Source organism: Pengzhenrongella sp., from assembly GCF_036565025.1.
Classification (GTDB): domain Bacteria; phylum Actinomycetota; class Actinomycetes; order Actinomycetales; family Cellulomonadaceae; genus Pengzhenrongella.
Genome location: NZ_DATCNW010000337.1, coordinates 1 through 26,954, shown reverse-complemented (window position 1 = coordinate 26,954; position 26,954 = coordinate 1). Strand labels below are relative to the sequence as shown.

Here is a 26,954-nt window from a genome sequence, read left to right as displayed (position 1 = left end):
AGCTCGGGCACGTGACCCTCGTGCCCGGCGGCCACTACTGCGGGTGCGGGCAGGAGGGCTGCTGGGAGGCGTACGTCTCCGGCACCGCACTGGCCAAGCTCGCGCAGAGGGTGGCGATCAGTGACCCCGATGGCGCTTCCGCGATGCTGCGCGTCGCTGCGGGCAAACCACTCGCGGGAGCCCACGTCACCGCCGCCGCCCGCGAGGACGACCCCCTCGCGCTGCAGCTGCTGCAGCGGTTCGGCGATCTTCTCGGCGCTGGGATCGCCACCCTGTGCGCCGTGGTCGACCCCGAGGTCGTCGTGGTCGGCGGGGGGATTGCGGCGGCGGCCGCCGACCTGATCCTCCCCCACGCGCGGACCGGGTTCCTGCGACGACTGTCGGGCCGCGGCTTTCGTCAGTCGCCGCTCGTGCTCGAGGCGTCGCTGGGGAACGACGCCGGCATCGTCGGCGCGGGTGATTCCGCCCGGATGACATTGCCGCACGCTCCGGCTCCGGCTCCGGCACCTGCACCTGCACCTGCACCTGCACCTGCACCCGCCCTCGTCGGGTGAACACGCGCAACAGCCGCGCAACTCAGAGAACTTGGATCCCTTGTCTGCGGTGGCCCGCCGCGCGGCGTGGCCGCGTACTCGTCGTGGGCCCAACTACGCACCGGAGAACCGATGGTCATCTCCCGACGGCGTATCGCTCTCGTGGCGCACGACCCCAATCAGGACGCTGATCGTCACCAGAATATTTCGTTGTCGACGCAACTACCTCGACTGCCAGACGTGTGACCGCTCTGAGGGGTGCGGCAGAGGCAGGGGATACGCGCGCAGGGAGGTAGGCGCGGATTTCCCGTCAGGGACAGGGGGGACGCCTCTGGGATGCGTCAGCCGAGAGCGGTGGTCGAGGGCGCGGTGCCGGGCGCACGCCAGGCGAGTAGGTGCGTGTGGCAGGCCACTCGCGAGGCGCAGGAGCGTCGTGAACCCCTCGGTGAGCGGCCCAATCTGCGCTGACCATCGACCGTCGCGGCTCAAGCGATCTGGATGCGCTCGTCGCCAATCTCTACCTCGACTCGCAGTCGCCCGCCGACAGCTTCGACGTACTTGCGCAACGTGTCGACCTGGGCGCGCTCGATGTCGCCGTGCTCGATTCGCGAAACTCGGTTCTGGCTGACCTGCAACCGGCTAGCGAGCTCGACCTGCGTCAACTCGGACGCCTCACGCAACTCACGCAAGCGGTAGGCACGGACCTCGTCGAGCATCCGCTTCTTGTGCGCATCCACCCGTGCGCGATCGACGGTGCGATCGCGCACGAACTCGTCAAGACTCTTCGCCATCACGGTCCCTTTCTGGTCAACCTATCCAGATGCTCAGTGAAGCGGTCATCGGCGATCGGGACGTTCACGGTGTACCACTTCCTCCAGTTGCCGGCCTTGTCGCCGGCGACCAGCAGGATCGCCCGGCGCTCAGGGTCGAAAGCAAACAACACCCTCAACTCCGAACGGCCGCCCGATCCTGGCCGCAACTCCTTCATGTTCCTATGACGAGAACCGACCACCGTGTCGACCAAGGGGCGACCCAGCTGGGGCCCACGCTCAGCGAGCAACTCCAGAGCCGCGACAACCTGCTCGTACGAGGACTGATCCAGTGCCGTCAACCACTCCTCGACCAGCTCGACGTCGACGCTCCACATCGCAGCCAAGATACACCTCCTAGGCTATATAACACAAGAGTTGTGGGCCCGCTCGTAAGGGCCACCGAACCTCGCGTCAGGCGACCTCGACCGGGACGGGGACCGTTTGGAGTGAGCCGACCAGGGCGCGTCCGTCTCGGCGGATCCCCGTGAGCAGAAGTTCGCCGTTGGCGGCCATCGTCGCAAGCCCATGCTCGGACCGGTCGAGAATCTCGCACGGGTTCCCGGTCCAGCGCGCCACGTGGGACGCGAGGTCGGTGAGGTCGTGCTGCCACTCCTCGTCGTCGTCGTCCACGTCCATCGGCCGCACCACGAGCAGATCGATCTCGCTGTCGATGGTGCCGTCACCGCGCGCTGCGGAGCCGTAGACGACCACGGCGACGGGACGGTGGCCCCAGGTGCGGGCGTGCTCGGCGATGCGTGCCCAGAGTTGCTGTCGCAGGGTCGCGAGGCTCTCGACGGCGCCGGCGGCCAGGTGTTCTCGGTTGAGCACGAACAGCGACGACGAGCCGGCTGGCGTGCGCTCGACGAGCCCGGCGGCGGTCAGCTCGCGCAGGATCCGCGCGACCCTGGGCTGTGACACGCGTGGCCGCGTCAGCTCGGCGATCCCACGCCCGGTCAACGGAATGGTCGTCCCCGCGAGGACCGCCAGCACGGGGCCATGCGCCGACGGCACGACGCAACTCATCGGGTTGGATACGTCCATCGCGCCTCCCTGTGATGCCTCAACAACTCGTGCGAGAACCCAAATACTCACTCGTGGCTGAGCCGAGTGGCGTATCCCCTTGACCGGCCACCGGGCTCGAACTGCGTATCCCCGGCAAGGAACGCGCCAAGGACCGCGTCGTGGGCCCGCGCGCAACCTCCGATCTGGACTTCTTGGGCTACTCGCCTGACCTGCGCAAACACTGCGTATCCCCTCGGGGATACGCAGTTTGGGGATACGCGTCCGATTACGCACGGTCGCCAGCCTTGTGGGCATGGAAAGCCGACTCAGGTCGCCGCACGGGACACACGACACGCTCCCCCTCGCATCGTCACGCGAGTCGCTCCCCCACGACACGCTTCCCTCGTCCGCTCGGCGTGTGGGGAGGTCCCGCCATGCATGACTCGGGCGGATTCCTCCAGCTGGACCGGAGCGTCGACTCGATCACCGTCGGCGTTCGGCACCGCAAGGACCTCGGCGACCTCGGGGTGCTGGCCAGGTCGATCCAGGACCGTGGGCTTCTGCAGCCGATCACGGTCACCCCCGACGGCGCGTTGGTGTGCGGGTTGCGGCGGCTCGAGGCGATCAAACAGCTCGGCTGGCGGACCACAAACGTATGGGTTCGCCGGGTCTCCGAGGGCGCGCAGCGCCTGCTCGCCGAGCAGGACGAGAACGCGGTCCGCAAGCCCTACACGGACCTGGAAGCCGAAGAGCTGTACCGCGAGATCAAAACGCTCCTGGCCGAGGAGGCCGAGCGCCACCAGGCCGCGACACGGTTCGGAACCCGCTCCGCGGAGTCCGGCGGCACGGGTGGACGCGGGGTCCCCGATTCGGGCACCCCGCGTGACCTGGTCGGCGATTCCCGCAAGCGGGCAGCGCAAATGGTGACCGGCAACGCATCGCACACCCGGATGGAGCAGATCGGCCGGATCCGCGACATCGCCGCCGACCCCGCCGAGTCGCAGCGGATCCGCGAGGTCGCGAACACAGCCCTCGAACGCATCCGTGACGGGCACCCCGTCAACCCCGCCTACCAGTCGGTCCGGGCCGCACTGGGTGAGCAGGTCGAGGTACCAGAGCACCGGCGACCGACCGACGAGGAGCTCGATGCGATGGCCGAGGCCGCTCTCGAACGGATCAAGGCAACGTCGACGAAAAGGAAGACCAGCCGGCCGGCATCCAAGGCGCTGGCCACGACGACGTTCGCCACGTCGCAGCGGATGTGGGTGATCACGTTCCGGGACTTGGACGGCTGGCTCCAGGGGTACGACCCGTCGGACCTGGCGACGTCGGTGACCGTGAGCGAGTGGGCGGCGTTCGAGCGGGTCCTGGTCCAGATGACCGCGTTCGCCGAGGCTGGCCGAGTCGCGCGCGACATCGTGCGCGCAACGGTCTGAGGCGACCACGCGAGGCCCTCCTCGTCCCCCTCCCACCGGCTGCGTACGGGCAACCGCTCGCCTCAACCGTCCGGGTCGTCCTCGTCGATCTCGTCGAGCAGGTCCTCTTCGTCGTCGGACGCCCGCCTGCCGAGCAGCGTGCCGTCTGGGTCGACGGGCCGCAGAGTCAGGTCCAGGATCGTGGCCGGGGTCTGGTCGACGGAGGTGTCGAGCTCGATGTAGTGCTTCGCGGTGATGGCCGTGGAGGTGTGTCCGAAGAACGTCGCCGCGGCCTCCACGCCGATTCCACGGGCGAGGATCGTGGCGCCGGTTCGCCGGTACCAGCGCGGGGTGATGCCCAGGTCCTCAAGGCCGGCGTCCTTCACGAAGTCGCGGAACGTCCGTCGCAGGTTGTGCACGGTGAGCACCTTCCCGTCGCGGCCGTGGAAGATCGTCACCTCGCCCTGCGCGGGCGTCATCTCTGCGAGCCGTTCGCGGATCACCCTGGCTGCGAACTCCGGCACTGGGATACGCCGGTTCGACGCGTCGGTCTTGGGATGGTCCTGGCGGTGACACCCGGTCTTCTTTCGCTCGACCACGGTGCCCTGGATGTGGGCGACCATCCCCTTCTTGGTCTCGGTGACGTCGACCGGGCGCAGGGCGAGCGCCTCCCCCGGGCGCATCGAGGTACCCAGCATCACCTCGCAGACGTCGCGCACCTTCCCGTCGGGCTTGGGTCCGCGACGGCCCGGACCGGTGCGCCACGCGGCGGCGGCGGCTCGGATCTGCTGCACCTGTTCCAGGCTCATCGCTTGGACCACATGCTTGGGCAGGATCAGGTCCGAGGTCCCCTCCAGCGGGTTGCGCGGTATCGCGTCATGGCGCAGCGCGAACTTGAAAAGCATGCTGAGCAGCGAATTGGCGTGCTTGGCCCGCGAGTACGAGATCGCCAGCTCCTGCTTGAGGAAGAACTCCACCCTGCCGGTGGTGATCTCGCCGAGCATGTAGCCCTCGAAGAACGGCCGGACGTGCAGACGCAGGTCGTCGCGGTAGTTCTCCTTGGTGCCCTCGGAGATGTCACGCGTCTTGAGGTCTTCGAGCCACAGCTCGGCGAGATCTGCGAACGGGCTGGACAGGCGCAGCACCCCGCCGCTGCCGTACCCGACGCGGGAGGCCAGGCGGTCCTTGATCAGGGCTCGCACCGCCCGCACCGAGGTGCCGGTGGCACGGACCTTGCGCAGCCGGCCGTCCAGGTCTCGGTAGCGGGTCTCGGCACGGTACTTGCCGCCCACCTCGACGAGCCGGATCTCGCCGAACGTCCCGATCGAGGTCCGCGGCCTGCCGCTCACTGGCGGCTCCGGTCGCGGCGACGAGCGTCTTCGGCTTCCATGCGGGCGAGCCAGTCTTCGATCGCGACCAGACGGAACATCAGCCGGGGTCCGACGCGGAACCCACGCGGCCCGCGGCCCTTGGCTCGCAGGTCGTACAGCGTCTGGGCGGTGACATGGAGCCGCTCGGCGAGCTCCGGCAGCGACAGCACCTCGAGGGTGCGCGGGAAGTTGCTCTGGGTGTCCATGACACCGAGGTGTGCGGCACGCGCCGGGACGCTCCGAGGAGCGTCGAGATCGGGCGGTGCCGGCTCGAGTGACGACGCCGAAGTGCCCCATAAATGCCCACAGACCATGCCCTTGCCCCCGAAACTTGGGACTCAGACACGGCCTGTGGCCTTGCGACGTGCTACTTCGGTGGAGCTGAGGGGACTCGAACCCCTGACCCCCTGAATCCAGAGGAGTCCTCTCCACCCTTCGAGGAATCTTGACGAATCTCGAAGTCTTGCCGCCTGACCTGGGCGAATGCCTGAGCGAGATGAACGTTGCAAGATAACGATATCGAACTCTCTAGGCCAAGTTGGAGCCGCTTGGAGGCATCTCGCGACACCGAAGTGCCCAATACTTGCCCACTCCCCTACTGGTTGCCTACTGGTTGCCTACGTTGCTACTTCAAGTCAAGAGCGCGCCTCCGGCGCGCGTGCAGCCTCGCCCGATGGGCCACGTTCTATGGCAGCCCGCAGTCGCTCTCGCACTTCTTCCCCGCTAACCGCCTCCGCGCTGTCACGTCTCGCTGCCTCGAACGACTCCCCCACCCAAGGGTCCGTTTTCGAAGCTCGATCGATGGCGCTGAACTGCGCAAGCTTGCCGACTTCTTCTTGCGCAATGACAACCAGTGACTGCGCGCGTGGTGATGGGAACAGTGCGTCTGCCTCAACGACGATCCGCGCCGCGTTGTCCAGGAGCGCAAGCCACAAGGCACGGGCGACCGTCGGTGTCATCGTCGTCATGTCGTCAGGCTAGGACTACGACCGGTCACGCCTGCAAAGACGGACGAGCAACAGGGTGTACTAGCAACTTGTCGGGTTGCCGGCCTGGGTGGACCCGGCGACCAGCACGTGCCGTCGTCGAACAGCGCTCCGCTCAAACCGCCTACACGAACACAGACGAAACGCACCTCACGTCGGGTGACGACCTCAAGGGTTCTGGCGGAGGCGACCTTCCTCCACGATTGGTTCATGGCCGGGTCGCGGTAAGCGCCACGGCGGCCTGGAAGTCCTCGCCGGTGAGCGGGTGGCCGAAGTGATATCCCTGGGCGTCATGGCAGCCGAGCCTCAAGAGGGCTTCGGCCTGCGCCTCTGACTCGACGCCTTCGGCGACGACGGAGAGCTTGAGGGCTTGGCCGATGGCGACGACGGCGTGCACGACCGCACGATGGTAGGCGTCATCCGGCAACCCGGCGATGAAACGCTGGTCGATCTTTAACACATCAATAGGGAATTGCTCGAGGTAGGCCAGCGATGAGTACCCAGTCCCGAAGTCGTCGATGGCGATCTTCGCCCCTGTGTTGCGTATGGCGCTGAGGGCCGTGCTGAAGAAGGCGACATCGTCCATGAGGACGCCTTCGGTGATCTCCAGCACGAGGTGGGCCGGCTCAAGGCCATTGGCGGTCAGCGCGTCCCGGACGACGTCATCGAGATTGAGCGTACTGAGCTGACGGGCCGAGATGTTGACCGACATCGACAGCTCGGGCGCGATCGTCTGCCAGCTGGCCAGTTGCCGACAGCTCTCCTCGATGACCCATCGCCCGATCGGGATGATGAGTCCCGTCTCCTCGGCGAGAGCAATGAATTCCGCCGGGGACACCGTCCCCCGCTCGGGATGCTCCCAGCGAAGGAGGGCTTCAGCGCCGATGATGCCTGTGCCATCAAGGCGCTTCACCGGCTGGAATCGCAGCGAAAACTCGTGTCGTTCGACGGCTCGGCGCAAGTCGGCAATCGCCGAGAGGCGGTCCTCGGATGTCGCGCGCAGGGTGTCGGTAAAGAACTCCGTCCGGTTCCTGCCCTTGGCTTTGGCTTGCAATAAAGCGATGTCCGCGTCGCGGAGGAGGGCGTCGGGACTGTCGGGGCCACCTCCGACTGCCACGCCCATGCTGATCGTGATCGGTACCTCCGTGCCGCCAACGATGCACGGGGCCGCCATCGACTGCCGCAACCGGGCGGCAAGGCTGTCTGCGAAGTGCGTCACACCCTCGGAGACAACGACGAACTCGTCTCCGCCGAAGCGGGCAACCGTGTCGGTGCCACGGACACTGCCGGCGAGTCGGCCAGCGACCTCGGTCAACAGGTCGTCGCCTCCGGCGTGGCCGTACGCAGTGTTGACGTCCTTGAACCAGTCGACGTCGACGAACACGACGGCGACCATGGAGTGGCTGCGTTCTGCTCGTTCGAGGGCGATGTGGAGCCGATCGATGAGCAGCACGCGATTGGGCAGGCCGGTCAATGCATCGTGCATGGCCCGGTGGGTTAGCTCGCGCTCGGCTCGCAGCGGCTCGGTCACGTCCCGCAGGTACCCGGTGAAGATCGGCGGGCCGGGCAGGTCGACCCGGGTGATCGCCAGCTCGACAGGGAACTCGATGCCGTCGGCGCGCATGGCGGTGATCTGGAGGCGGTGGCCGACGATGCTGCCGCCGCCGCCGCGGGCGAGGTACCGGGCCAGCCCGGCCCGGTGAGCGTCGCGCAGCGACGGCGGGATGATGAGTTGGGCCATTTCCTGGCCGATGACGGCTGCCTTGGAGTAGCCGAAGGTGCGTTCGGCAGCGGGGTTGAACTCGAGGATCCGTCCCTCAGAGTCCATGGTGACAACGCAGTCCAGTGCGGACTCGAAGATCGCGCTCTTGCGCGCCTCGCTGGCCCATAGGGCCCGCACGGCGAGTTTCTGGTCGGAGATGTTGCGCGCCACAGTCGAGGCGCCCACGATCGTACCGGCCGCATCACGCAGGGGCGAGACCGCGATCGAGACGTCGATGATGTGGCCGTCCTTGTGGACCCGCTCGGTCTCGTAGTGCTCGACCCGCTCACCCCGGCCCACCCGCTCGTCCATGTCGGATAGCTCGCCGGCCCGGTGGGGCGGGATGATCTGCGAGATGTTGCGGCCAACCATCTCTTCTGCGGTGAAGCCGTACATGTCTTCAGCGCCTGTATTCCAACTGGTGATCGCCCCGCTCAGGGTTTTCCCGATGATGGCGTCGGCCGACGAGTCCACGATGGCGGCGAGCCGCGAGGCGGCCGCCAGTTCGCGGTCTGTCGCCCCGACCAGCATCAGCGCCTCACGCTTGGCGCGGTCGCGCTCGTTCACCGCCGCCGCCAGCATCAGTGTCGTTAGAGCCACCGCCGCCAAGAAGGTGTCCAGGATCCATAAGCTGTGCGTGGTGGTGCCGCTCACAAACGGCCCGAGGTGCTGGACCGTGAGCGCTACAGCAATACCCGATACCACTAGCGTCGCCGCGGTCGCGCCTGGCTGGCGCAGCAGCAGCGCCGCCCAAATCAGCAGAGGGAAGACGAGGTACGCACGCTGGGGCGGGCCACTGAAGGCAACCAGCGAAACCGCGGCCAGCACGACGACGACGATGACTCCACCGAGCCATGCTCTAGTCGAGATGCTGAAGCGCCCGGGCCGGGCCCAGATCAGGATCGCCGTCCCGACCACCAACGTGCCCAACGCGTCGCCCGCCCACCACACCTGCCACGTAGCCCAGAAAGCGCCCGGAGCGATCACATCGCCGAACGCCAGGCTCGCCACCCCGACCGATGCGCTCACCACGGTAGACAGCCCGGCCGCCAGCAGCGCCACCGCGACCACGTCAGCGACCCGTTCCAACGACGGGCGAAAGCCCGGCACTAGACGCAGGAGGGAGGCACCGATAACCGCTTCGAGGGTATTGCCGACGGCCATGCCGCAGGCCACGGCCAACGGCACAGCGCTGAGCCCGTTCACCAGCAGCGCCCCGAGTGCAACGCCAGGCCAGAGTCGGACACCAAACAGCACCAAGGCCGCCAAAGCCAGCCCGGTCGGAGGCCACACCGGTGTGACATTCCCCGGCAACGCTCCGGCAGAAAGACCAACCTGGGCCAAGCCGTAGTACAGGCCTGCCACCAGCCCCACCTGGACCGGGTAAGCAGCGCTGCGGAAGGTAACGGTACGACTCTGGCGAGGGGCGCCGTGACCAGAAGTCTCCGGCCGGCCGCGGTCTTGCCGGGATACATGAGCCTGCTCATCCTTCGGCTCCGGCACTCGGCATCCGTCGGCCCCCAAAGGCACACGATCCGACTCAGCCGCTAAGCGCCGACGCGACTCCCGCGCGGCCGACATCGATGTCGGCAACGACAGCAACGAATGCCGCACAGATTTCATACCAGACCTGGTCACATTGAGCGATGGAACTGCCACTGAGAGCGTATACCGCTGGACACCGGCGAAATGCGGTACCAAGCACGCGACACGGCGCCCCCATTCTGGGCGCTGTGACGCGCCACCGCTGGGACACGAGGCGACGCTCTGCGTCATACATCGTCGATCGTCTGGCCGCGGCTCACTCACCCGTAGTCGCCGCCAGCTCAGCGAGTGTCGCGGCAGGCTGGCCGAGCGACACGGACATGATCGACTCCGCTGCCTTCCTCGTGCGGTCCTCGGCGGTTGGCCAGAGATGGGCGTAGGTGTTGAGTGTCGTGGTCGCCTTCGCGTGTCCGAGCGAGCGCTGGACGGTCACGACGTCGCACCCGGCCGCGATCAGGCCGCAGGCGTAGAAGTGCCGCAGATCGTGGTTATGCCGACGTCGGCATAAGCACGCTCGCCGCCGTCCGCACGCTGGTCGTCGTGGCAAGCGTCAGCAGCCTCCTGGCCCGACGCGCCTCGTTCGCGGCAGCGATCGCGGTACTGCTCGCCTACCTCGGCTGCATCGTGTTTGCCGGGGTCGCCCCAGACGAGAAACTGGACTGGTGGGCCCTCTTGCTCGCTCCCTGGAACCCAGTGACCGACCCCTGGCTGGTCTTCCTTTCGGCCATCGCCATGCTCTTCGCCTTCGCTGCCCGGCCCTTCCAAGCACTCAACTGAGTCATCGCTACTCCGACGCGCCCGACGGTAGGAAAGGTGCCCGCTCGTCGCGGTCCCTGGCAGTCAAAGCGTCGATCCGCATGCTTGAGGTTGCTCGGGCATCGGCGAACGCACGATCGTTGATTGACGACGCAACCATCCTCGACTGCCAGACGTGTGACCTCTCTGAGGGGGTGCAGCAGAGGCAGGAGATATGCACGCAGCGAGGTGCGCGGACTCCCCGTCAGGACAGGGGGACGCCTCTGGGATGGGGCGGCCGAGAGTGGTGGTCGATGGCGTGGTGCCGGGCGCATGTTAGGTGCGTAGGGCAGGCCCCCGCGACGCGCCCGATTTCGCGGATCGAGCACGGCGACATCGAGCGCGCCCAGTTCGACACGTTGCGAAAGTACGTCGAAGCTGTCGGCGCTGCTCGCGACGATCTGGCGCGGGGAAGGCACGATTAGATCCATGTTGGACTTTGACCCCGTCAGCGACGGGCTGTCCGTCATCGGAGACGGTCTGGCGGTGCGGGTCGGACTGACCGTGGAAGACGTCAAGGCCCGGCGGCGGGGGCAACTGGCGTCGTCGCGTCGTCACACCGCGCTGAAGACCGGGACGCTGCGCGAGCCACCGTCTCCGCGATGGTCACCATGACGGCGCCCAGCCCGACCGACCCGCCGCCGCGCGTCGTGACCCTCGTCCTTTGCCTGCCGGACGGCGAGGTCCTCGGCGTGCTGCCACCGTTCCCTGTCGCCGTGCCGTGGTGGAACGAGGCAGCATCGGTGGTTGACGCGGCCCGCGACCTCCACAGCGTCGACGTGACGGTGCTCCGCGTGCTCGGGGGTCGGGGGTCGGACGCCGCCGGCGGACCGGTGACCTACCTCGCGGAGGTCCACGGCCCCGTCCCCCGGCTCGCGCCGTGGGCCTCACCCCTCGGTACGCACCCTCTTCGGCTGCGTTACGCCGAGCCGGGCGGGCCGTCCGCCGACCTCGAGTGGGCCGACGCCACCCTCGCCGCTCTCGGGCGAACGCGGACGGAGCCCCCTCGTCAGGTACGGACATGGAACCTGTCGAGCCTGTGGCGGCTGCCGACGGCCGACGGTGCTGTGTGGCTCAAGGTCGTGCCGCCGTTCTTCGCCCACGAGGGCGCCGTTTTGGCCCGGCTGGACCCCGCCGTCGTGCCGCCCCTGCTGGCCGCAGCGGGCCCCCGCGTCCTGCTCGACGAGGTGCCCGGTGAGGACCTCTACGGCGCGACGGGAGCGCTCCTGCTGCGCATGGTCTCGCTGCTGGTCAACCTGCAGGCGGGATGGGTGAACCGCCTGGACGAGCTCCGCGCGCTCGGCGCGCCGGACTGGCGGCCCGGCCCTTTCGTGGAGCGGGCGGCCGAGACCGTCGCTCGTACCGGACCGCAGGTGAACCGGGCGACGTGGCAGGCGTGCGAGCGGCTCGTCGAGGGGCTGCCCGAGCGGTTCCGCGCGATCGCAGCGTGCGGGGTGCCGGACACCCTGGTCCACGGCGACTTCCACCCCGGCAACCTGCGCGGGGACGACACGCAGCTGGTGCTGCTCGACTGGGGCGACTGCGGCGTCGGTCATCCGCTGTTGGACCGCGCCGCGTTCTTCGAACGGGTCCCCGCGGCGGACCGGAGCGAGGTCGTCGACCACTGGGACGGCCTGTGGCGCACGGCGGCGCCCGGGTGCGACCCGTCGCGCGCCGCGAAGCTACTCGCGCCCGTCTCGGCGCTGCGGCAGGCCGTGATCTACGACGGCTTCCTCGAGGCCATAGAGCCGAGCGAGCGGATCTACCACGCCAAGGACCCGGGGCTCTGGCTCACGGCCGCCGCGGGAGGCCGAACGCCACCAGGCCGCGTCACGGTTCGGCACCCGCTCCGCGGAGTCCGGCGGAAAGGGTGGACGCGTGGTCCCCGATTCGGGCACCCCGCGTGACCTGGTCGGCGATTCCCGCAAGCGGGCAGCGCAAATGGTGACCGGCAACGCGTCGCACACCCGGATGGAGCAGATCGGACGGATCCGCGATCTCGCCGCCGACCCCGCCGAGTCGCAGCGGGTCCGCGAGGTCGCGAACACAGCCCTGGAACGCATCCGTGAGGGGCACCCCGTCAACCCGGCCTACCAGTCGGTCCGGGCGGCGCTGGGTGAGCAGGTCGAGGTACCAGAGCGCCGGCGACCGACCGACGAGGAGCTCGATGCGATGGCCGAGGCCGCTCTCGAACGGATCAGGGCAACGTCGACGAAAAGGAAGACCAGCCGGCCGGCATCCAAGGCGCTGGCTACGACGACGTTCGCCACCTCGCAGCGGATGTGGGTGATCACGTTCCGGGACATGGACGGGTGGCTTCACGGGTACGACCCGGCGGACCTGGCGACGTCGGTCACCGTGAGCGAGTGCGGCGTTCGAACGGGTCCTGGAACAGATCACCACGTTCGCCGAGGCTGGCCGCGCCGCGCGCGACGCCGTGCGCGCAACGGTGTGAGGCGAGAACCCGATGCACTCCTCCCCCGCCCTCCCACCGGCTGCGTACGGGCAACCGCTCGCCTCAGCCATCCGGGTCGTCCTCGTCGATCTCGTCGAGCAGGTCCTCTTCGTCGTCGGACGCGCGCCTGCCGAGCAGGGAGCCGTCTGGGTCCAATGGCCGCAGAGTCAGGTCCAGGATCGTGGCCGGGATGTGGTCGATGGAGGTGTCGAGCTCGATGTAGTGCTTCGCGGTGATGGCCGTGGAGGTGTGTCCGAGGAACGTTGCCGCGGCTTCCACACCGATCCCGCGGGCGAGGATCGTGGCGCCGGTTCGCCGGTACCAGCGCGGGGTGATGCCCAAGCCATCCAGACCGGCGTCCTTGACGAAGTCGCGGAACGTCCTTCGCAGGTTGTGCATGGTGAGCACCTTCCCGTCGCGGTTGTGGAAGATCGTCGACTCCGCCTGCGCAGGCGTCATCTGTGCGAGCCGCTCGCGGATCACCAGGGCCGCGAACTCGGGCACCGGGATGCGCCGGTTCGACGCGTTGGTCTTGGGGTGGTCCTGGCGGTGGCACCCGGTCTTCTTGCGCTCGACCACGGTGCCCTGGACGTGGGCGACCATGCCCTTCCTGGTCTCGACGATGTCGACCGGGCGCAGGGCGAGCACCTCTCCGGGACGCATCGAGGTGCCCAGCAACACCTCGCACACGTCGCGCACCTTCCCGTCCGGCCTGGGTCCCATCACCACCGGACCCGTGCGCCAGGCAGCGGCGGCGGCCCGGATCTGCTTCACCTGCTCCAAGCTCATCGCCTGGACCACGTGCTTCGGCCGGATCAGGTCCGACGTCCCCTCGAGCGGGTTGCGGGGTATCGCGTCGTGGCGCAGCGCGAACGCGAAGAGCATGCTGAGCAGCGTCTTGGAGTGCTTGGCCCGCGAGTAGGAGATCGCCAGCTCCTGCCTGAGGAAGACCTCGACCCTGCCGGTGGTGAGCTCACCGAGGAGGTAGCCGGCGAAGAACGGCCGCACGTGCAGGCGCAGGTCGTCCCGGTAGTTCTCCTTGGTGCCCTCGGAGATGTCCCGCGACGTGAGGTCATCGAGCCACAGCTCGGCGAGATCTGAGAACGGGCTGGACAGGCTCAGGAGGCCACCACTGCCGTATCCGACACGGGCGGCCAGGCGGTCCTTGACCAGGGATCGCACCGCTCGCGCCGACAGGGCGGTAGCGCGGACCTTGCGCAGCCGGCCGTCCAGGTCCCGGTAGCGAGTCTCGGCACAGTATCTGCCGCCCAGGTCCACCACGCGGATCTCACCGAACGTCCCGATCGAGGTCCGCGGTCGGCCGCTCACTGCCGGCTCCGGTCGCGGCGCCGGGCGTCCTCGGCCTCCATGCGGGCGAGCCAGTCCTCGATCTCGACCACCCGGAACAACAGCCGGGGACCGACACGGAACCCGCGCGGCCCGCGGCCCTTGGCGCGCAGGTCGTACAGCGTCTGCGCGGTGACATGGAGCCGCTCGGCGAGCTCCGGCAGCGACAGCACCTCGAGGGTGCGCGGGGAGGTGTTCTGGGTGTCCGTGTCCATGAAACCCAGGTGTGCAAGACGCACCAAGAAGCTCCGAGGAGCGTCCAGATCGGGCGGCGTGAGGTCGAGTGACGACGCCGAAGTGCCCATTAAATGCCCACGGGCCATGCCTTGCCCCCTTCCGGGAGCCCAGACATGGCCCGTGACCTGCTACTTCGGTGGAGCTGAGGGGACTCGAACCCCTGACCCCCTGCATGCCATGCAGGTGCGCTACCAGCTGCGCCACAGCCCCGAAACGACCCTTGCGGGCCGTCGTGAAGTCTAGGCTACGAACGGCCGGGACAGCGAATCGGCCGACGTCGGCCCGGCGAGAGCCCCGTCACGCCCGGCCCTACGCAAGGGCGGTTCCCGCGTTCCACTCGTCGATCGACGTGGACGGACCGAGGTCGTGCCCGAACAGCCGCCAGCTCGGCTCCATGCCGGCGGGATTGCGCCGGAGCTCGCTCCAGTGCGCGTTCGTCAGTCCGGCGATCCCCTTCCAACCCATGACGTCCAGGCCCAGCAGCGCGGTGACGGCGAGCGTGATGGCCGCGCCGTGGGAGACGACGACCAGCGCGTCGTCCGGCCCGAGACCCGCGGCGTGCTCCGTGATCGAGGCGACCATGCGCTCGGCGACGACCGCGCGACTCTCCGCGCCGACGTTCTCGGGCTCGCCGCCCGAGCGCCACGCGGCGTACTCACTCGCCCAGCCCGCCGAGATCTCCTCGCCGGTCAGGCCCTCCCAGAGCCCGAAGCTGCGCTCGCGCACGCGGGCGTCGATCGCGGGCTCGAGGCCGGTGAGCTCGGCGAGGAAGCCCGCCGTAGCCGCGGCGCGACCCAGGTCGGAGACGACAATCGCGGCCGGCTTGGTGGTCGCGACGAGCGCCGCCGCCGCAGCGCGTGCCTGTCGGCTTCCCACGTCGTCGAGCGGGATGTCGACCTGGCCCTGGAGACGGAGCGTCGCGTTGTGCGCGGTGCGCCCGTGCCGCCAGAGCAGCACGGTCCCCGCGCTCACTCGGAGAGCTCCGCCGAACCGTCACCGCCACGTGCGTCCTCGGGCAGGTCGATCAACGGGCAGTCCTTCCAGAGCCGCTCGAGCGCGTAGTAGACGCGGTCCTCGGCGTGCTGCACGTGCACGACGACGTCGCCGAAGTCGATGAGCACCCAGCGGCCCGCGGACTTGCCCTCGCGGCGGATCGGCTTGGCGCCGAGCTTGTGCAGCGCCTCCTCGACCGCGTCCACGATCGCGCCGACCTGGCGTTCGTTGGTACCCGAGGCGATCAGGAACACGTCGGTCAGCACGAGCTGTTCGCTGACGTCGAGAGCGATGATCTCGTCGGCTTTCAGGCTTGATGCAGCTCGCGCCGCGGCGATCGCAAGATCCACGGCACGGTCGGTGGCAGTCACAACAGTTGTTCTCCTAGGTGGGGCCACGAGGGCCCGGATGATGACGTCGCGGGCACGGGTGCCGAGGCACCCGTGGCACCGGGCTCAGACGAGCCCTTGAACATGAGGAGCCAGACGAGGAAGCCGAGGACGAAGGCCACCAGGGCCAGCGCCACCATCTGCAACCACGTGTACGACGTGCGGTGGGGAGCGGGCGCGGACTTGTTCGACGCAACCCTTCCCGGCTTCGAAGCCCGCACGGGCTTCGACGACCTTCCGGATCTGCCCGCGTCAGGGCGAGCCGGGGTCGAATTCTGCTCCTCGTCGTCGTCCGGGCGCGTGATCGCGTCGAACGAGCTGACCGGGGCGTCGCCCCAGCGCGGCGAGAGACCAGCCGCGCCGTGCGCGTCCGGCGCGGGCTGCGGGGTTGGCTCGTCCGGCGGGCTCGCGACCGGCGTTCCGGAGAGCCGGCTCCAGGCCGCCGTGCTGCCCGGCACCGCGGCAGCCGATGCCCCTAATGCCCCGGAGGTCGCCTCGAACGCGAAGGTCTCCGACGGCGAAGCCGACGACGCGGGAGCCGCCGACCAGGGTGGCGTAACCGCCGGAAACCCGGAGGGCGTCACGGGATTCGGCGAGGCGGCCGGGCGACGGGGCGCGGTCGTCGGGAATCGCCGGGCGTCCGGCGCGCCGCCCGCGGGGGTCGCGTTCTCGTCGTCCCAGGGGAGCACGGAGCGGACCGCGCCGGTCGTCGAGGGCGGTCGGACGACGGGCGTCCGGTCGGAGTCGACGGGCGTCGAAGGACTGCGCATCGACCGACGGGACCGCGCAGCGGAGCCGGTGTCCTCGTCCGGGAGCCCGGATGAGCTCGACGGGTCGCTCGACGGCGCGGTGCGCGACGAGGACTGTCCCGAACCCGCCGGCCCCGGCCGCGCGGGGCGCTCGACGGGACTCGACGCCGAGGTACCGGGTCGCGCGGACCCCGCCGCGGAGCTCGACCACGACGGACGGACCTGAGGGTCCGATGCCGGGACGCCCACCTGGGTCGAATCCGAGGCGGTACTGCGCCACGCGGGGCGCGCCGGAGGGGCCGCCTGTGCCGGGCGGGCTGTCGGGCTCTGCGACGCGGAACGGGCCGCGGGACTCCCGGTGGCGGGACGGGCTGTCGGGCTCACGGACGCGGACCGCGCAGGTGACGAACGCGTCGGGGGACTCGCCGGTGCCGACCGCGTCGGCGGGGTCGCGGGCGCCGTACGCGTGGGCGGGGTCGCGGGCGCCGTACGCGTCGGGGGCGTCGCGGGTGCGGGCCGCACCGGCGCCGAGCGCGTCGGTGGGGTCGCGGGCGCGGGCCGCACAGCCGAGCGCGTCGGGGGCGTCGCGGGCACCGAACGCGCGGGGGCCACACGCGTCGCAGGGCTCGCGGGAGCCGACCGCATCGGCGCCGGACGCGACGGCGCGTTCGAGCGTGCCGCGACCGGCGCGGCACTCTGCGCGGCCGACTCGGCAGCGGCTTGTGCGCGCTCGCGCAGCACCTTGCGTGAGGCAGGCGGCTGGGAAGCCCGTGCCGCACCGGAACCGGACCGGGCGGTCGAGCTCGCCGACCGACCGGAGCCGCCCACCGGCGGAGCCGCGGCCTCCTGCGACGCGATATCTCGCGCGCGCTCGTCCTCGCGGCGGCGGCGGCGTTCTCCGGGCTCGTTACTCATCGTCATGACCTCGATACAGACCGTGCTTCGCGATGTACTGCACTACCCCGTCGGGGACGAGGTACCAGACGGGTTCCCCAGCGCGGGCCCGCGCACGGATGTCCGTCGAAGAGATCGCCAGTGCCGGAACCTCAAGCACGCTCACCCGGTCCTCGGGCAGGCCCTCGACGGTCATCTTGTGTCCCGGGCGAGTGACCGCGACGAACTGCGCCATCGTGAAGAGCTCCGCGGCGTCCTTCCACCGCAGGATCTGCTCGATGGCATCGGCACCGGAGATGAAGAAGAGATCCGCCCCCGGCCGCGACCGCGTGAGGTCGCGCAACGTGTCGACCGTGTACGTCAGACCGGCCCGGTCGACGTCCACCCGGCTCACCGTGAACCGCGGGTTCGACGCGGTTGCGATCACGGTCATCAGATACCGGTGCTCGGCAGGCGACACGACCTGGTGCTGCTTGAACGAGGGCTGCCCGGTCGGGGCAAACACGACCTCGTCCAGGCCGAAGCGGGCGACAGCCTCGCTCGCGGCGACGAGGTGACCGTGGTGCACCGGGTCGAACGTGCCACCCATCACCCCGATCCGGGGTCGACGCTGCGTCATGAAGCGGTCTTGCCCATCAATCAGTGACGGGTTCCGACGCTCCGAAAGGCGTAGGCGACCAGCAGGAGCGCGACGAGCCCTCCGAAGACAAGGGCGCCCGTGACTTCGGGGCTGAAGGGGAGCTTGGTGGTGTGTTCGGCAGCCGTTTCGGCCAGCCGCAGGGCAGCGTGCACGTCATCCTCCTAGTGGGTTGAGCGCCCGCGCGCCGTCCAACGCACGAACACCAAGTGTCGCATGCCCGCCTCCGCCCGAGCGCCGGGCTCGATCCTTCGGCGCGGCTCTGCCGACTGCGGTCAGGGCCTGACCTGGCCCTCTCCGTTCACGATCCATTTGGTCGTCGTCAGCTCGCCGAGGCCCATCGGGCCCCGCGCGTGCAGCTTCTGGGTCGAGATGCCGATCTCGGCACCCAGGCCGAACTGCTGCCCGTCCGTGAAGCGCGTCGAGGCGTTGACCATGATCACCGCGGAGTCGAGCTCGGCGACGAACCGCTCCGAGGACGCCAGATCACGCGTGACGATCGACTCGGTGTGACCCGACGTCCACGTGCGGATGTGCTCGATCGCCGTATCGAGGTCGTCCACGACCCGCACCGCGATCTCCAGCGCGAGGTACTCCTTGCCCCAGTCCTCGTCGGTCGCAGGGATCACCTCGAGATCCGCCGGCGCGAGCGCCGCGGTCCGCGCATCTCCGTGCACGACGACGCCCGCCTCACGGAGCGCCGCGAGCGCGGCGGGCAGGAACGAGTCGGCAGCGGCACTGTGCACGAGCAACGTCTCGGCAGCGTTGCACACGCCCACCCGATGGGTCTTGGAGTTCAGCAGGATCGGCACGCCGACCGAGATCTCGGCGCTCTCGTCGATGTACACGTGGCAGTTGCCCGTCCCGGTCTCGACGACCGGCACGGTCGACTCGCGAACGACAGTCCGGATGAGATCCGCGCCCCCGCGGGGGACGAGCAGGTCGACCAGGCCGCGGGCGTGCATGAGCGCGACAGCGCCCTCACGGCCGTAGCGGTCGATCGACTGGACCGCGTCACCGGGCAGGCCCTGGGCGAGCAGCGCCCGGGACAGGACCGCGACGATGACCTCGTTCGAGCGGGCGGCCGCGGAGCCACCGCGCAGGATGACCGCGTTGCCGCTCTTGAGCGCGAGTCCCGCGGCGTCGACAGTCACGTTCGGCCGGGCCTCGTAGATCATCCCGAGGACGCCCATCGGGACGCGTACCTGACGCAGGCGCAGCCCGTTCGGCAGCGTCGAGCCGCGCACCAGCTCACCGACCGGGTCCGGCAGTGCGGCGAGCTCGCGCAGGGCGTCCGCGATCGCCACCAGACGCTCAGGGTTCAGGGTGAGCCGGTCGAGCAGGCCCTCGGACGTGCCGTTCGCGCGGCCCCGCTCGAGGTCCTCGGCGTTCGCGGCGACGATCTCGTCCGTCGCGGCGACGAGCGCGTCGGCGAGGGCGAGCAGCGCGGCGTCCTTGGTCGCGCGCGTCGCGGTCGCCAGCGAGCGCGACGCAACCTTCGCGCGGCGGGCGACGTCGAGCACTGCGTCGGCGACGGCGTCGGTCGGTGCGGTGGGCGATGGCGTGGGTGTCTCCCCCGACACGGTGTCGCCGGCGGGCCGGTTGCTCAGTGTGGTCATCGCCCAAGGATAGCCAAGCCCCCGCCGGCCCGGCGCCGGGGTCTCAGCCCAGGCCACTTCCGCCGAAGCCCAGGCCCCGGTTTTGGGAAGGATGTGTGCGTCTGGCGGACCAAACCTTCCGAGTCTTCGGCGTTGCCCCGGCCGATCCCCGGCGTCGGGCGAGGCGGGCCCCGGTTTTGGGAAGGATGTGTGCGTCTGGCGGACCAAACCTTCCGGATCTTCGCGGGTGACGGTGCCGGCGGGTGACGAGCTTCGGGTCGGCGGGCGAGTTGCGGCTGGCTGGTCCGCCTCGTCGGCCGCCGGCTCCCGGAGGGACGGTCAGTCCCGGTCAGTTGGTCCAGATCGCCGATGCCGCCACCCATGCCCGGTTTTGGGAAGGATGTGTGCGCCCGGCGAGCCAAACCTTCCGAGTCTTCGGCGTTGCCCGGGCCGATCCCTGGCATCGGGCGAGGCGGGCCCCGGTTTTGGGAAGGATGTGTGCGCCCAGCGAGCCAAACCTTCCGGATCTTCGCGGGTGACGCCCGCGTCGAGATAGAGCATTCCTGCGCTCTATCCGGGCGCGGGGGTACTACTTCGCGGGGGTGGTGGGCGGGGTGGAGGGCGGGAGATCCAGGGCGTAGGCGTGGATCGGGCGGCCGTCGGGGAGATGTGTCTCGCGGTCGGGGAGGCGGGTGAAGCCCAGGCGCTCGTAGAGGCGGTGGGCCGCGAACATGTCCGGGCCGGAGTTCAGTACGACGCGGTCCAGGCCGCGTAGGCGCGCGAGCGCGATCGCATGGGTCGTGAGCAGGGTGCCGATCCCGCGCCCGGTCACCGCCGGGTCGACGGCGAGCGAGCGGATGTCGAGCTCGCCTTCTCGCCCCAGGGGCGAGACGTGCTCGCCGGGTCGCGGGGTGGTGACCGTCCCGAGCAGGTCGCCGGTCGCGCGGTCCTGGGCGACCCACACCTCGTGCGCGCGCGCCCTCGGTTCGACGTCGGCGGTCCGCGCGAGGTAGTCGGCTGGCAGGTCGTAGGCCTGGGAGTACGCCGCAACGCTCAGCGCGGCAACTGCGTCCAGCTCCTCCGGCCGGACCAGGCGCACCAGGACCCCGTCGGTCGCTCGCAGGTCGTACCGGAACACGACCAGGATCCCGACGCCGGGCACGTGCGTGGTCTCGCGGTCCGGGACCCGCTCGAACCCGAGCCGGTGGTACTGGCGCTGGGCCACCAGGTTGTCGGCGCCGGTGTCCAGCACGACGGCGTCGACGTCCCAGGCGCGGGCGCGCTCGATCGCGGCCACCATCAGCGCGGCGCCGACCCCGCGGCCCCGGGCCGCCAGGGACGTGGTCAGCAGCCGGACCTCCGCCTCGCCGTCGCGCGCGACGCGGGCGTAGGTGGTCCGAGCACGCAGCAGGCTCGCGGTGCCGAGCAGCGTGCCCGAGGCGTCGTCGACCGCGACGAGCAGGTCACCGGTCGCGGCCCGGCCCGCAGCGTCCCGCTCGAAGGCGATCCGGGCAAGATCCATCGACGCCCCGTAGGGCCCGGTCGCGAAGCCGTCGTGCGTGAGCTGGCCGACCTGCCGGTACTCGTCCGGGCGCGCCGAACGCACCGACACGGACGGTGCGGCGGTGGAAGCGTCCGGGCTCACCGCCGCGGGCGCCGCACGAGCACGAGGTCGTCACGATGCACGATCGCCCGGTCGTACCCGGGTCCGTGCTTCGCGCGCAGCCAGGAGGTCTTGCGCCCCAGCAGCTCGGGCAGCTCGGTCGCGTCGAACGAGACGAGACCGCGCGCCACCACGAGGCCGTCGACCCCGACGAGCTCGACCGGGTCACCCGCCTCGAAGTCGCCCTCGACCGCGATGATCCCGGCCGGCAGCAGCGAGGCGCGCCCGTCCTTGATGGCCTTGACCGCGCCGTCGTCGAGCACCAGACGGCCGCGGGTCGCGGCGGCGTGGGCAAGCCAGAGCAGGCGGCGCGACCGCTTGCGGCCGGTCGCAGCGAACCAGGTGCCGACGTCCTTGCCCGCGAGGGCCTCCGCCGCGAGGTTCGCCGAGGTCATCACGACCGGAATGCCCGACCCGGTGGCGATCGCTGCCGCGGCGAGCTTGGTGACCATGCCACCGGTGCCGACCGCACTGCCCGCCGAGGTGATCTCGATGCCCTCGAGGTCGGCCGGGCCGTTCACCTCGGAGATCTTGTGCGTGCCCTCGCGCGCCGGGGGCCCGTCGTAGAGCGCGTCGACGTCGGTGAGCAGCACCATCGCGTCGGCGTGCACCATGTGCGAGACGAGGGCGGCGAGCCGGTCGTTGTCCCCGAACTTGGCCTCGTCCGTCGCGACGGTGTCATTCTCGTTGACGATCGGCAGCACGCCGAGGTCGAGCAGGCGGGCCAGCGCGCGTCGCGCGTTGCGGTAGTTGACCCGGCGGATGGTGTCCTCGGCGGTCAGCAGCACCTGGCCGACGCGCAGCCCGTGCGCAGCGAACGCCTGGGTGTACGCGGCGACCAGCAGTCCCTGACCGACGGACGCGGCGGCCTGGGCCGTCGCGAGGTCCGCCGGGCGGGCCGCGAGGCCCAGGGGCTCGATCCCGGCCGCGATCGCACCGGACGACACGAGCACGACCTGCCCACCGGCCGCGCGGCGGGCCGCGATCACCTCGGTGAGGGCCTTCAGCGCGTTGACGTCCAGCCGGCCGTCCTCGCCGGTCAGCGAGGACGAGCCGACCTTGATCACGACGCGCGCGGCGGCGGGCAGGCCCTGACGGCCGCTGAGCGCGGAGGCGATCATGACGTCGCCGTCGACGGTGATGTCTGCGACCCCACTGCGTCGTTGTCGTCGGCGGAGGAGCCAGTCGGATCGTCGTCCGTCCAGACCCCGGCCTCGCGCTCCGTCCAGAGCTCGGCCCGTGCTTCGGTCTTGGCGTCCATGCGGTCCTTGTACTCCTTGCGCTTGTCGACGCGGGTGGGACGTTCGTGGTTCTCGAGGCGCAGATCGGTGCCGCGCGGCCCGCTGAGCAGCTCCGAGCCGGTCAGCATCGTCGGCTCCCAGTCGAAGACGACCGAGGAGTCCCCCGTGCCGATGACGACCTCCGCCCCGGCGATCGCACCGGCGGCGAACAGCGACTCCTCGACGCCCAGCCGGGCGAGCCGGTCGGCCAGGTAGCCGACGGCCTCGTCGTTGGAGAACTGGGTCTGTCGCACCCAGCGCTCGGGCCGGGTGCCGAGGATCTGGAAGAACACGTGCCCGGCCTCGTCGTGCCGGGTCACCGTGAACCCGGCGTCGTCGACGGCCTTGGGCCGCAGCACGGTTCGGGTCGGGACGATCTCCGCCGTCTCGCGGCGGAACCGCTCGACGAGCTCGGCGAGCGCATAGGTCAACGGTCGCAGTCCCTCGTGGCTCGCGGCCGAGATCTCGAACACCGCAAGACCCCGGGCCTCGAGGTCCGGGCGCACCAGCTCGGCGAGCTCACGCGCCTCGGGCACGTCGATCTTGTTCAGCACGACCATGCGCAGGCGCTCGGTGAGCGGGACGCGCCCGCCCTCGATGCCGACGTCGCCGCCGTACTTCGCGAGCTCGGACTCGATGACGTCCAGGTCGCTGAGCGGGTCCCGGTCGGGCTCGAGGGTGGCGCAGTCGATCACGTGCACCAACACGGAGCAGCGCTCGATGTGGCGCAGGAACTCCAGCCCGAGTCCCTTGCCCTCGCTGGCGCCGGGGATGAGCCCCGGGACGTCCGCGACGGTGAACCGCGAGGCGCCCGCCTGAACCACGCCGAGGTTCGGGATCAGCGTGGTGAACGGGTAGTCGGCGATCTTCGGCCGCGCGGCCGAGATGGACGCGATGAGGCTCGACTTGCCGGCGCTCGGGAAGCCGATGAGCGCGACGTCGGCGATGGTCTTCAGCTCGAGGACGACGTCCTGCTCGATGCCCGGCTCGCCGAGCAGCGCGAATCCGGGTGCGATCCGGCGCGGCGAGGAGAGCGCGGCGTTGCCGAGCCCCCCGTGCCCGCCCGGCGCGACGACGTAGCGGGCGCCGAAGCCGACGAGGTCCGCGAGGACGCTCCCGTCCTGCGCCTTGATCACGGTGCCGTCGGGGACCCCGAGGACGAGGTCCTCGCCCGAGGAGCCCTGGCGCCAGTTGCCCATGCCCTGCGTGCCCGATCCCGCGTGCCAGTGCGGCAGGTGGTGGAACTCGAGCAGGGTCGTGACCTGGGGATCGACCTCGATGATCACCGAGCCGCCCTTGCCGCCGTTGCCGCCGTCAGGGCCGGCGAGGGGCTTGAACTTCTCCCGCTTGATCGAGGCGCAGCCGTTTCCGCCGTTGCCTCCGGTGGCGTGCAGCACGACCCGGTCGACGAATGTCGCCACGGCTGGCTCCTCCTTGGTAGGGCAGATCTATAGATGCAACGAAGGGGCGCACCGCATCGGTGCACCCCAACGTCTACGTTCCGAGCGAATGGTTTCGACTGGCGTCAGACGACGATGTCGATGACCTTGCGTCCGCGGCGGGTGCCGAACAGCACGGCACCGTGTGCGAGCGCGAACAGCGTGTCGTCGCCACCGCGACCGACGTTGATGCCGGGGTGGAAGTGCGTGCCGCGCTGGCGGACGATGATCGTGCCGGCGTTGACGACCTGACCGCCGAAGCGCTTGACGCCGAGGCGCTGCGCGTTGGAGTCGCGGCCGTTACGAGAGGAGCTTGCGCCCTTCTTGTGTGCCATCTCGAACCTGCTTTCGTGCTGCTACGTGGAAGGGACGATCCGTTCGGCGCGCGGGCGGCCGGGACGGGAAAATCAGACGATGCTGGTGACCCGGACGCGGGTCAGCTTCTGGCGGTGACCCAGGCGCCGGCGGTAACCGGTCTTGTTCTTGTACTTGAGGATGTCGATCTTCGGGCCCTTTTCGTCCCGGACGACCTCAGCGGTGACCGTGATCTTCGCCAGCACTGCGGCGTCGGTGGTCACCTTCTCGCCGTCAACGAGCAGCAGGGCCGGGAGCTCGAGGGTCGAGCCGACCTTGGCCGACTGACGGTCCATGACGACGATGTCGCCGACCGACACCTTCTCCTGGCGGCCACCCGACTTCACGATCGCGTACACCACGTTGCTACTCATCTCTGTCAGTCATCACTTAACGTCTGCGGCGTGCTCTTCGCGACAATTCCCCACTGGGGCGACGCGGGCACGCGGGGCCAGCGCACGTTAAGCGCGCCGACGTTCTAATGTACGGAATCCGCCCGGCAGGGTCAAATGAGACCCTGCCGCTCGGCGTGATCACCGCGGAGGTGATCACGCCGACGGCGGTCATTCGTTGTGCGTCGGGCTCGCTTCACCGAGGTCGAAGACCTCGGGTGCCACCGGGAACAGCTCGAGCTGCTCCTCGGTGTCGAGGACGGGCAGGTCGGTCGGACCGGCCGCACCGAACTGGTCGCCCGCGTCGTGGTGCTCGACGTCGTGCTGGTCGTGCTGCTCGTGCTGGTGCTGCTCGTGCTGGTGCTCGTCGTGCTGGTCCTGCTGGTCCTGCCGCTCGATCTGCTCGACGTCGACCTGCTCGAGCTGCTCAAGCTGTTCGACCTGCTCGTGGTCCTCGGCCTGCTCGAGCTGCTCGAGCCACTCGATCTGCTCGCCGTCGTGCTGCTCGACCACGTGCTCGACGTCGGGCTCGGTCGCCACGGCCTGCGCCGCGTGGGCGTGCTCGTGCGGGTGCTCGTGCGCGTGGGCCGCAGCCGCCGCGATCGTGGCGAGCGTTGCCTTGACGGCCGCGCGCGCCTCGGGGGCGAGCGTCGGAGCGGACACCGGAGCGATCGGCGAGCTCGAGGCGTCCTTGGACCCGCCACGACCCCGCCGCGAACCCTTCGACTCGCCGTCGCCGTCGCCGTTGGACGACCCGTGGCCGCCCTGACCCTGGGCTTCGGCGGAGCGACCGCTCTTCTCGTTCGGCTCGGTGTGCACGATGAAACCGCGACCGTTGCAGGCCTCGCAGGTCTCGCTGAACGCCTCGACGAGGCCCTGCCCGACGCGCTTGCGGGTCATCTGCACCAGCCCGAGCGAGGTCACCTCGGCGACCTGGTGCTTGGTGCGGTCCCGGCCGAGGCACTCGACGAGGCGGCGCAGCACGAGGTCGCGGTTGGACTCGAGCACCATGTCGATGAAGTCGATGACGATGATGCCGCCGATGTCGCGCAGCCGGAGCTGGCGGACGATCTCCTCGGCGGCCTCGAGGTTGTTCCGGGTCACCGTCTCCTCGAGCGTGCCGCCCGCGCCGGTGAATTTGCCGGTGTTGACGTCCACGACCGTCATGGCCTCGGTCCGGTCGATCACGAGCGAGCCGCCCGAGGGCAGCCAGACCTTGCGGTCCATGCCCTTGGCGAGCTGCTCATCGACCCGGTGCGCGGTGAACACGTCACCGTTGCCGTCCCAGCGGGTGACCTTCTCGGCGAGATCGGGCGCGAGCGCACCGATGTACCCCGAGATGGTGTCCCAGGCCTCGTCGCCCTCGACGACGAGCGACCCGAAGTCACCGTTGAAGATGTCGCGCACGACGCGGATCGCAAGGTCCGGCTCGCCCTGCAGGAGCGCCGGAGCGGAGGCGGACTTGGCCTTCTTCTCGATCGAGGTCCACTGCTCCTGGAGCCGGGCGATGTCCCCGCGCAGCTCCTCCTCGCTCGCGCCCTCGGCCGCGGTGCGCACGATCACGCCGGCCGAGTCCGGGACGATCTCGCGCAGCAGCTTCTTCAGCCGCGCGCGCTCGTTGTCCGGCAGCTTGCGGGAGATGCCGGTCATGCCGCCGCCGGGCACGTAGACCAGGTAGCGGCCGGCGAGGGTGACCTGCGACGTGAGCCGGGCACCCTTCTGCCCGATCGGGTCCTTCGTGACCTGCACCAGGACCGAGTCACCGCTCTTGAGCGCCTGCTCGATGCGGCGCGGCTGACCCTCGAGCCCGGCCGCGTCCCAGTTGACCTCGCCCGCGTACAGCACGGCGTTGCGACCCTTGCCGACGTCGACGAACGCGGCCTCCATGCTCGGGAGCACGTTCTGCACCCGGCCGAGGTAGACGTTCCCGGCCATCGAGGCCTGCGCCTGACGGGACACGTAGTGCTCGACGAGCACGCCGTCCTCGAGGACCGCGATCTGCGTCGCGCCGTCGAGCTCGCGCACCACCATCGTGCGGTCAACGGACTCCCGACGCGCCAGGAACTCCGACTCCGTCACGATCGTGCGGCGGCGACCGGCGTCGCGCCCGTCGCGCCGGCGCTGGCGCTTGGCCTCGAGGCGGGTCGACCCGCGCAGGGCCGTCACCTCGTCCGCGGCCGGCGCGGAGGTCTGGGCCGCCTGGCGCGTACCGCGCGTCCGCGTGGAGGTCTGGGCGGCCGGCTCGTTGTCGGACCCGCCCTCTGCCCCGCGCCCGCTGCGACGGCGCCGACGACGGCGGCTCGAGCC

General features: G+C 69.9%; 27 protein-coding genes and 1 tRNA gene. 5 read left to right on the top strand and 23 right to left on the bottom strand.

Annotation, left to right across the window (positions count from 1 at the left end):
• The coding region (locus VIM26_RS19520) for an ROK family protein (protein WP_331954323.1) at window positions 1-554 on the top strand (554 nt) is incomplete at its 5' end.
• A 464-nt stretch (window positions 555-1,018) separates the two neighbouring features.
• Here VIM26_RS19520 and VIM26_RS19515 read toward each other — a convergent pair.
• From VIM26_RS19515 to VIM26_RS19505, 3 genes are all read right to left on the bottom strand, one after another.
• Window positions 1,019-1,324 carry a helix-turn-helix domain-containing protein gene (locus VIM26_RS19515; RefSeq protein ID WP_331954321.1) on the bottom strand — a complete coding sequence of 102 codons (306 nt, stop codon included), beginning with the start codon at window positions 1,322-1,324 and terminating at the stop codon, window positions 1,019-1,021.
• Window positions 1,324-1,680 (bottom strand): type II toxin-antitoxin system RelE/ParE family toxin, encoded by a 357-nt coding sequence (locus VIM26_RS19510; RefSeq protein WP_331954327.1) that lies wholly within the window; start codon window positions 1,678-1,680, stop codon window positions 1,324-1,326. Before VIM26_RS19510 ends, VIM26_RS19515 begins: the two co-directional genes overlap by 1 nt.
• Window positions 1,681-1,756: 76 nt before the next feature.
• Window positions 1,757-2,386 carry a nucleotidyltransferase domain-containing protein gene (locus VIM26_RS19505; RefSeq protein ID WP_331954319.1) on the bottom strand — a complete coding sequence of 210 codons (630 nt, stop codon included), beginning with the start codon at window positions 2,384-2,386 and terminating at the stop codon, window positions 1,757-1,759.
• Window positions 2,387-2,781: 395 nt separating this feature from the next.
• Here VIM26_RS19505 and VIM26_RS19500 point away from each other — a divergent pair, with 395 nt between their 5' ends.
• A complete protein-coding gene (locus VIM26_RS19500) occupies window positions 2,782-3,783 on the top strand; it encodes a ParB/RepB/Spo0J family partition protein (RefSeq protein WP_331954317.1) in 1,002 nt (333 codons plus the stop codon).
• A gap of 62 nt (window positions 3,784-3,845) precedes the next feature.
• On the opposite strand, the gene VIM26_RS19495 is transcribed toward VIM26_RS19500, so the two are convergent.
• The 5 genes from VIM26_RS19495 to VIM26_RS19475 all read right to left on the bottom strand — a co-directional run bounded on the left by VIM26_RS19495 (window position 3,846) and on the right by VIM26_RS19475 (window position 9,972).
• Window positions 3,846-5,111: a site-specific integrase gene (locus VIM26_RS19495; protein WP_331954315.1), complete on the bottom strand. Its 1,266-nt coding sequence runs from the start codon at window positions 5,109-5,111 to the stop codon at window positions 3,846-3,848.
• Window positions 5,108-5,338 (bottom strand): helix-turn-helix domain-containing protein, encoded by a 231-nt coding sequence (locus VIM26_RS19490; protein ID WP_331954313.1) that lies wholly within the window; start codon window positions 5,336-5,338, stop codon window positions 5,108-5,110. The genes VIM26_RS19495 and VIM26_RS19490 overlap by 4 nt, the downstream gene beginning before the upstream one ends.
• Before the next feature lie 429 nt (window positions 5,339-5,767).
• Window positions 5,768-6,100 (bottom strand): hypothetical protein, encoded by a 333-nt coding sequence (locus VIM26_RS19485; protein ID WP_331954311.1) that lies wholly within the window; start codon window positions 6,098-6,100, stop codon window positions 5,768-5,770.
• 226 nt (window positions 6,101-6,326) lie between these two features.
• Window positions 6,327-9,245: a bifunctional diguanylate cyclase/phosphodiesterase gene (locus VIM26_RS19480; protein WP_331954309.1), complete on the bottom strand. Its 2,919-nt coding sequence runs from the start codon at window positions 9,243-9,245 to the stop codon at window positions 6,327-6,329.
• Window positions 9,246-9,681: 436 nt separating this feature from the next.
• Complete coding sequence (locus tag VIM26_RS19475; RefSeq protein WP_331954307.1) at window positions 9,682-9,972, bottom strand: tyrosine-type recombinase/integrase; 291 nt, start codon at window positions 9,970-9,972, stop codon at window positions 9,682-9,684.
• On the opposite strand from VIM26_RS19475, the gene VIM26_RS19470 reads away from it, so the two are divergent.
• Window positions 9,966-10,202 carry a hypothetical protein gene (locus VIM26_RS19470; RefSeq protein WP_331954305.1) on the top strand — a complete coding sequence of 79 codons (237 nt, stop codon included), beginning with the start codon at window positions 9,966-9,968 and terminating at the stop codon, window positions 10,200-10,202. The two genes, VIM26_RS19475 and VIM26_RS19470, sit on opposite strands and share 7 nt — an antisense overlap.
• Before the next feature lie 620 nt (window positions 10,203-10,822).
• Window positions 10,823-12,127 (top strand): aminoglycoside phosphotransferase family protein, encoded by a 1,305-nt coding sequence (locus VIM26_RS19465; protein WP_331954303.1) that lies wholly within the window; start codon window positions 10,823-10,825, stop codon window positions 12,125-12,127.
• 183 nt (window positions 12,128-12,310) lie between these two features.
• On the opposite strand, the gene VIM26_RS19460 is transcribed toward VIM26_RS19465, so the two are convergent.
• The 6 genes from VIM26_RS19460 to rsfS form a co-directional block, all read right to left on the bottom strand.
• The gene (locus tag VIM26_RS19460; RefSeq protein WP_331954301.1) at window positions 12,311-12,526 is read right to left on the bottom strand and encodes a hypothetical protein; all 216 of its coding nucleotides are present in this window, start codon (window positions 12,524-12,526) and stop codon (window positions 12,311-12,313) included.
• A 212-nt stretch (window positions 12,527-12,738) separates the two neighbouring features.
• A complete protein-coding gene (locus VIM26_RS19455; RefSeq protein ID WP_331954299.1) occupies window positions 12,739-14,004 on the bottom strand; it encodes a site-specific integrase in 1,266 nt (421 codons plus the stop codon).
• Window positions 14,001-14,261 carry a helix-turn-helix domain-containing protein gene (locus VIM26_RS19450; RefSeq protein ID WP_331954297.1) on the bottom strand — a complete coding sequence of 87 codons (261 nt, stop codon included), beginning with the start codon at window positions 14,259-14,261 and terminating at the stop codon, window positions 14,001-14,003. The genes VIM26_RS19455 and VIM26_RS19450 overlap by 4 nt, the downstream gene beginning before the upstream one ends.
• Before the next feature lie 135 nt (window positions 14,262-14,396).
• Window positions 14,397-14,469: transfer RNA gene (locus tag VIM26_RS19445), tRNA-Ala, on the bottom strand.
• 99 nt (window positions 14,470-14,568) lie between these two features.
• Complete coding sequence (locus VIM26_RS19440; protein WP_331954295.1) at window positions 14,569-15,231, bottom strand: histidine phosphatase family protein; 663 nt, start codon at window positions 15,229-15,231, stop codon at window positions 14,569-14,571.
• Window positions 15,228-15,623 (bottom strand): ribosome silencing factor, encoded by a 396-nt coding sequence (gene rsfS / locus VIM26_RS19435; protein ID WP_331954293.1) that lies wholly within the window; start codon window positions 15,621-15,623, stop codon window positions 15,228-15,230. Before rsfS ends, VIM26_RS19440 begins: the two co-directional genes overlap by 4 nt.
• Before the next feature lie 102 nt (window positions 15,624-15,725).
• Between rsfS and VIM26_RS19430 the strand changes: the two genes are divergently transcribed.
• Complete coding sequence (locus tag VIM26_RS19430) at window positions 15,726-16,616, top strand: hypothetical protein (RefSeq protein WP_331954291.1); 891 nt, start codon at window positions 15,726-15,728, stop codon at window positions 16,614-16,616.
• 681 nt (window positions 16,617-17,297) lie between these two features.
• Here the strand turns inward: VIM26_RS19430 and nadD are convergent.
• The 9 genes from nadD to VIM26_RS19385 all read right to left on the bottom strand — a co-directional run.
• Window positions 17,298-17,903 carry a nicotinate-nucleotide adenylyltransferase gene (gene nadD, locus VIM26_RS19425; RefSeq protein ID WP_331954289.1) on the bottom strand — a complete coding sequence of 202 codons (606 nt, stop codon included), beginning with the start codon at window positions 17,901-17,903 and terminating at the stop codon, window positions 17,298-17,300.
• Between the two features lie 20 nt (window positions 17,904-17,923).
• Window positions 17,924-18,076, bottom strand: coding sequence for a hypothetical protein (locus VIM26_RS19420; protein WP_331954287.1), 153 nt, complete (start codon window positions 18,074-18,076; stop codon window positions 17,924-17,926).
• Window positions 18,077-18,196: 120 nt separating this feature from the next.
• Entirely contained in the window at window positions 18,197-19,540 is a 1,344-nt protein-coding gene (locus VIM26_RS19415) for a glutamate-5-semialdehyde dehydrogenase (protein WP_331954285.1), read from the bottom strand.
• A 568-nt stretch (window positions 19,541-20,108) separates the two neighbouring features.
• On the bottom strand, window positions 20,109-21,125 hold the full coding sequence (locus VIM26_RS19410; RefSeq protein ID WP_331954283.1) for a GNAT family N-acetyltransferase: 1,017 nt from the start codon (window positions 21,123-21,125) through the stop codon (window positions 20,109-20,111).
• A gap of 35 nt (window positions 21,126-21,160) precedes the next feature.
• Window positions 21,161-22,303: a glutamate 5-kinase gene (proB, locus tag VIM26_RS19405; RefSeq protein WP_331954281.1), complete on the bottom strand. Its 1,143-nt coding sequence runs from the start codon at window positions 22,301-22,303 to the stop codon at window positions 21,161-21,163.
• Window positions 22,300-23,883 (bottom strand): GTPase ObgE, encoded by a 1,584-nt coding sequence (obgE, locus tag VIM26_RS19400; RefSeq protein WP_331954279.1) that lies wholly within the window; start codon window positions 23,881-23,883, stop codon window positions 22,300-22,302. Before obgE ends, proB begins: the two co-directional genes overlap by 4 nt.
• A gap of 104 nt (window positions 23,884-23,987) precedes the next feature.
• The gene (rpmA, locus tag VIM26_RS19395; RefSeq protein ID WP_331954277.1) at window positions 23,988-24,236 is read right to left on the bottom strand and encodes a 50S ribosomal protein L27; all 249 of its coding nucleotides are present in this window, start codon (window positions 24,234-24,236) and stop codon (window positions 23,988-23,990) included.
• A 72-nt stretch (window positions 24,237-24,308) separates the two neighbouring features.
• The gene (rplU, locus tag VIM26_RS19390; protein ID WP_331954325.1) at window positions 24,309-24,617 is read right to left on the bottom strand and encodes a 50S ribosomal protein L21; all 309 of its coding nucleotides are present in this window, start codon (window positions 24,615-24,617) and stop codon (window positions 24,309-24,311) included.
• Window positions 24,618-24,818: 201 nt separating this feature from the next.
• A partial coding sequence (locus VIM26_RS19385) for an Rne/Rng family ribonuclease (RefSeq protein ID WP_331954275.1) occupies window positions 24,819-26,954 on the bottom strand: 2,136 nt, incomplete at its 5' end.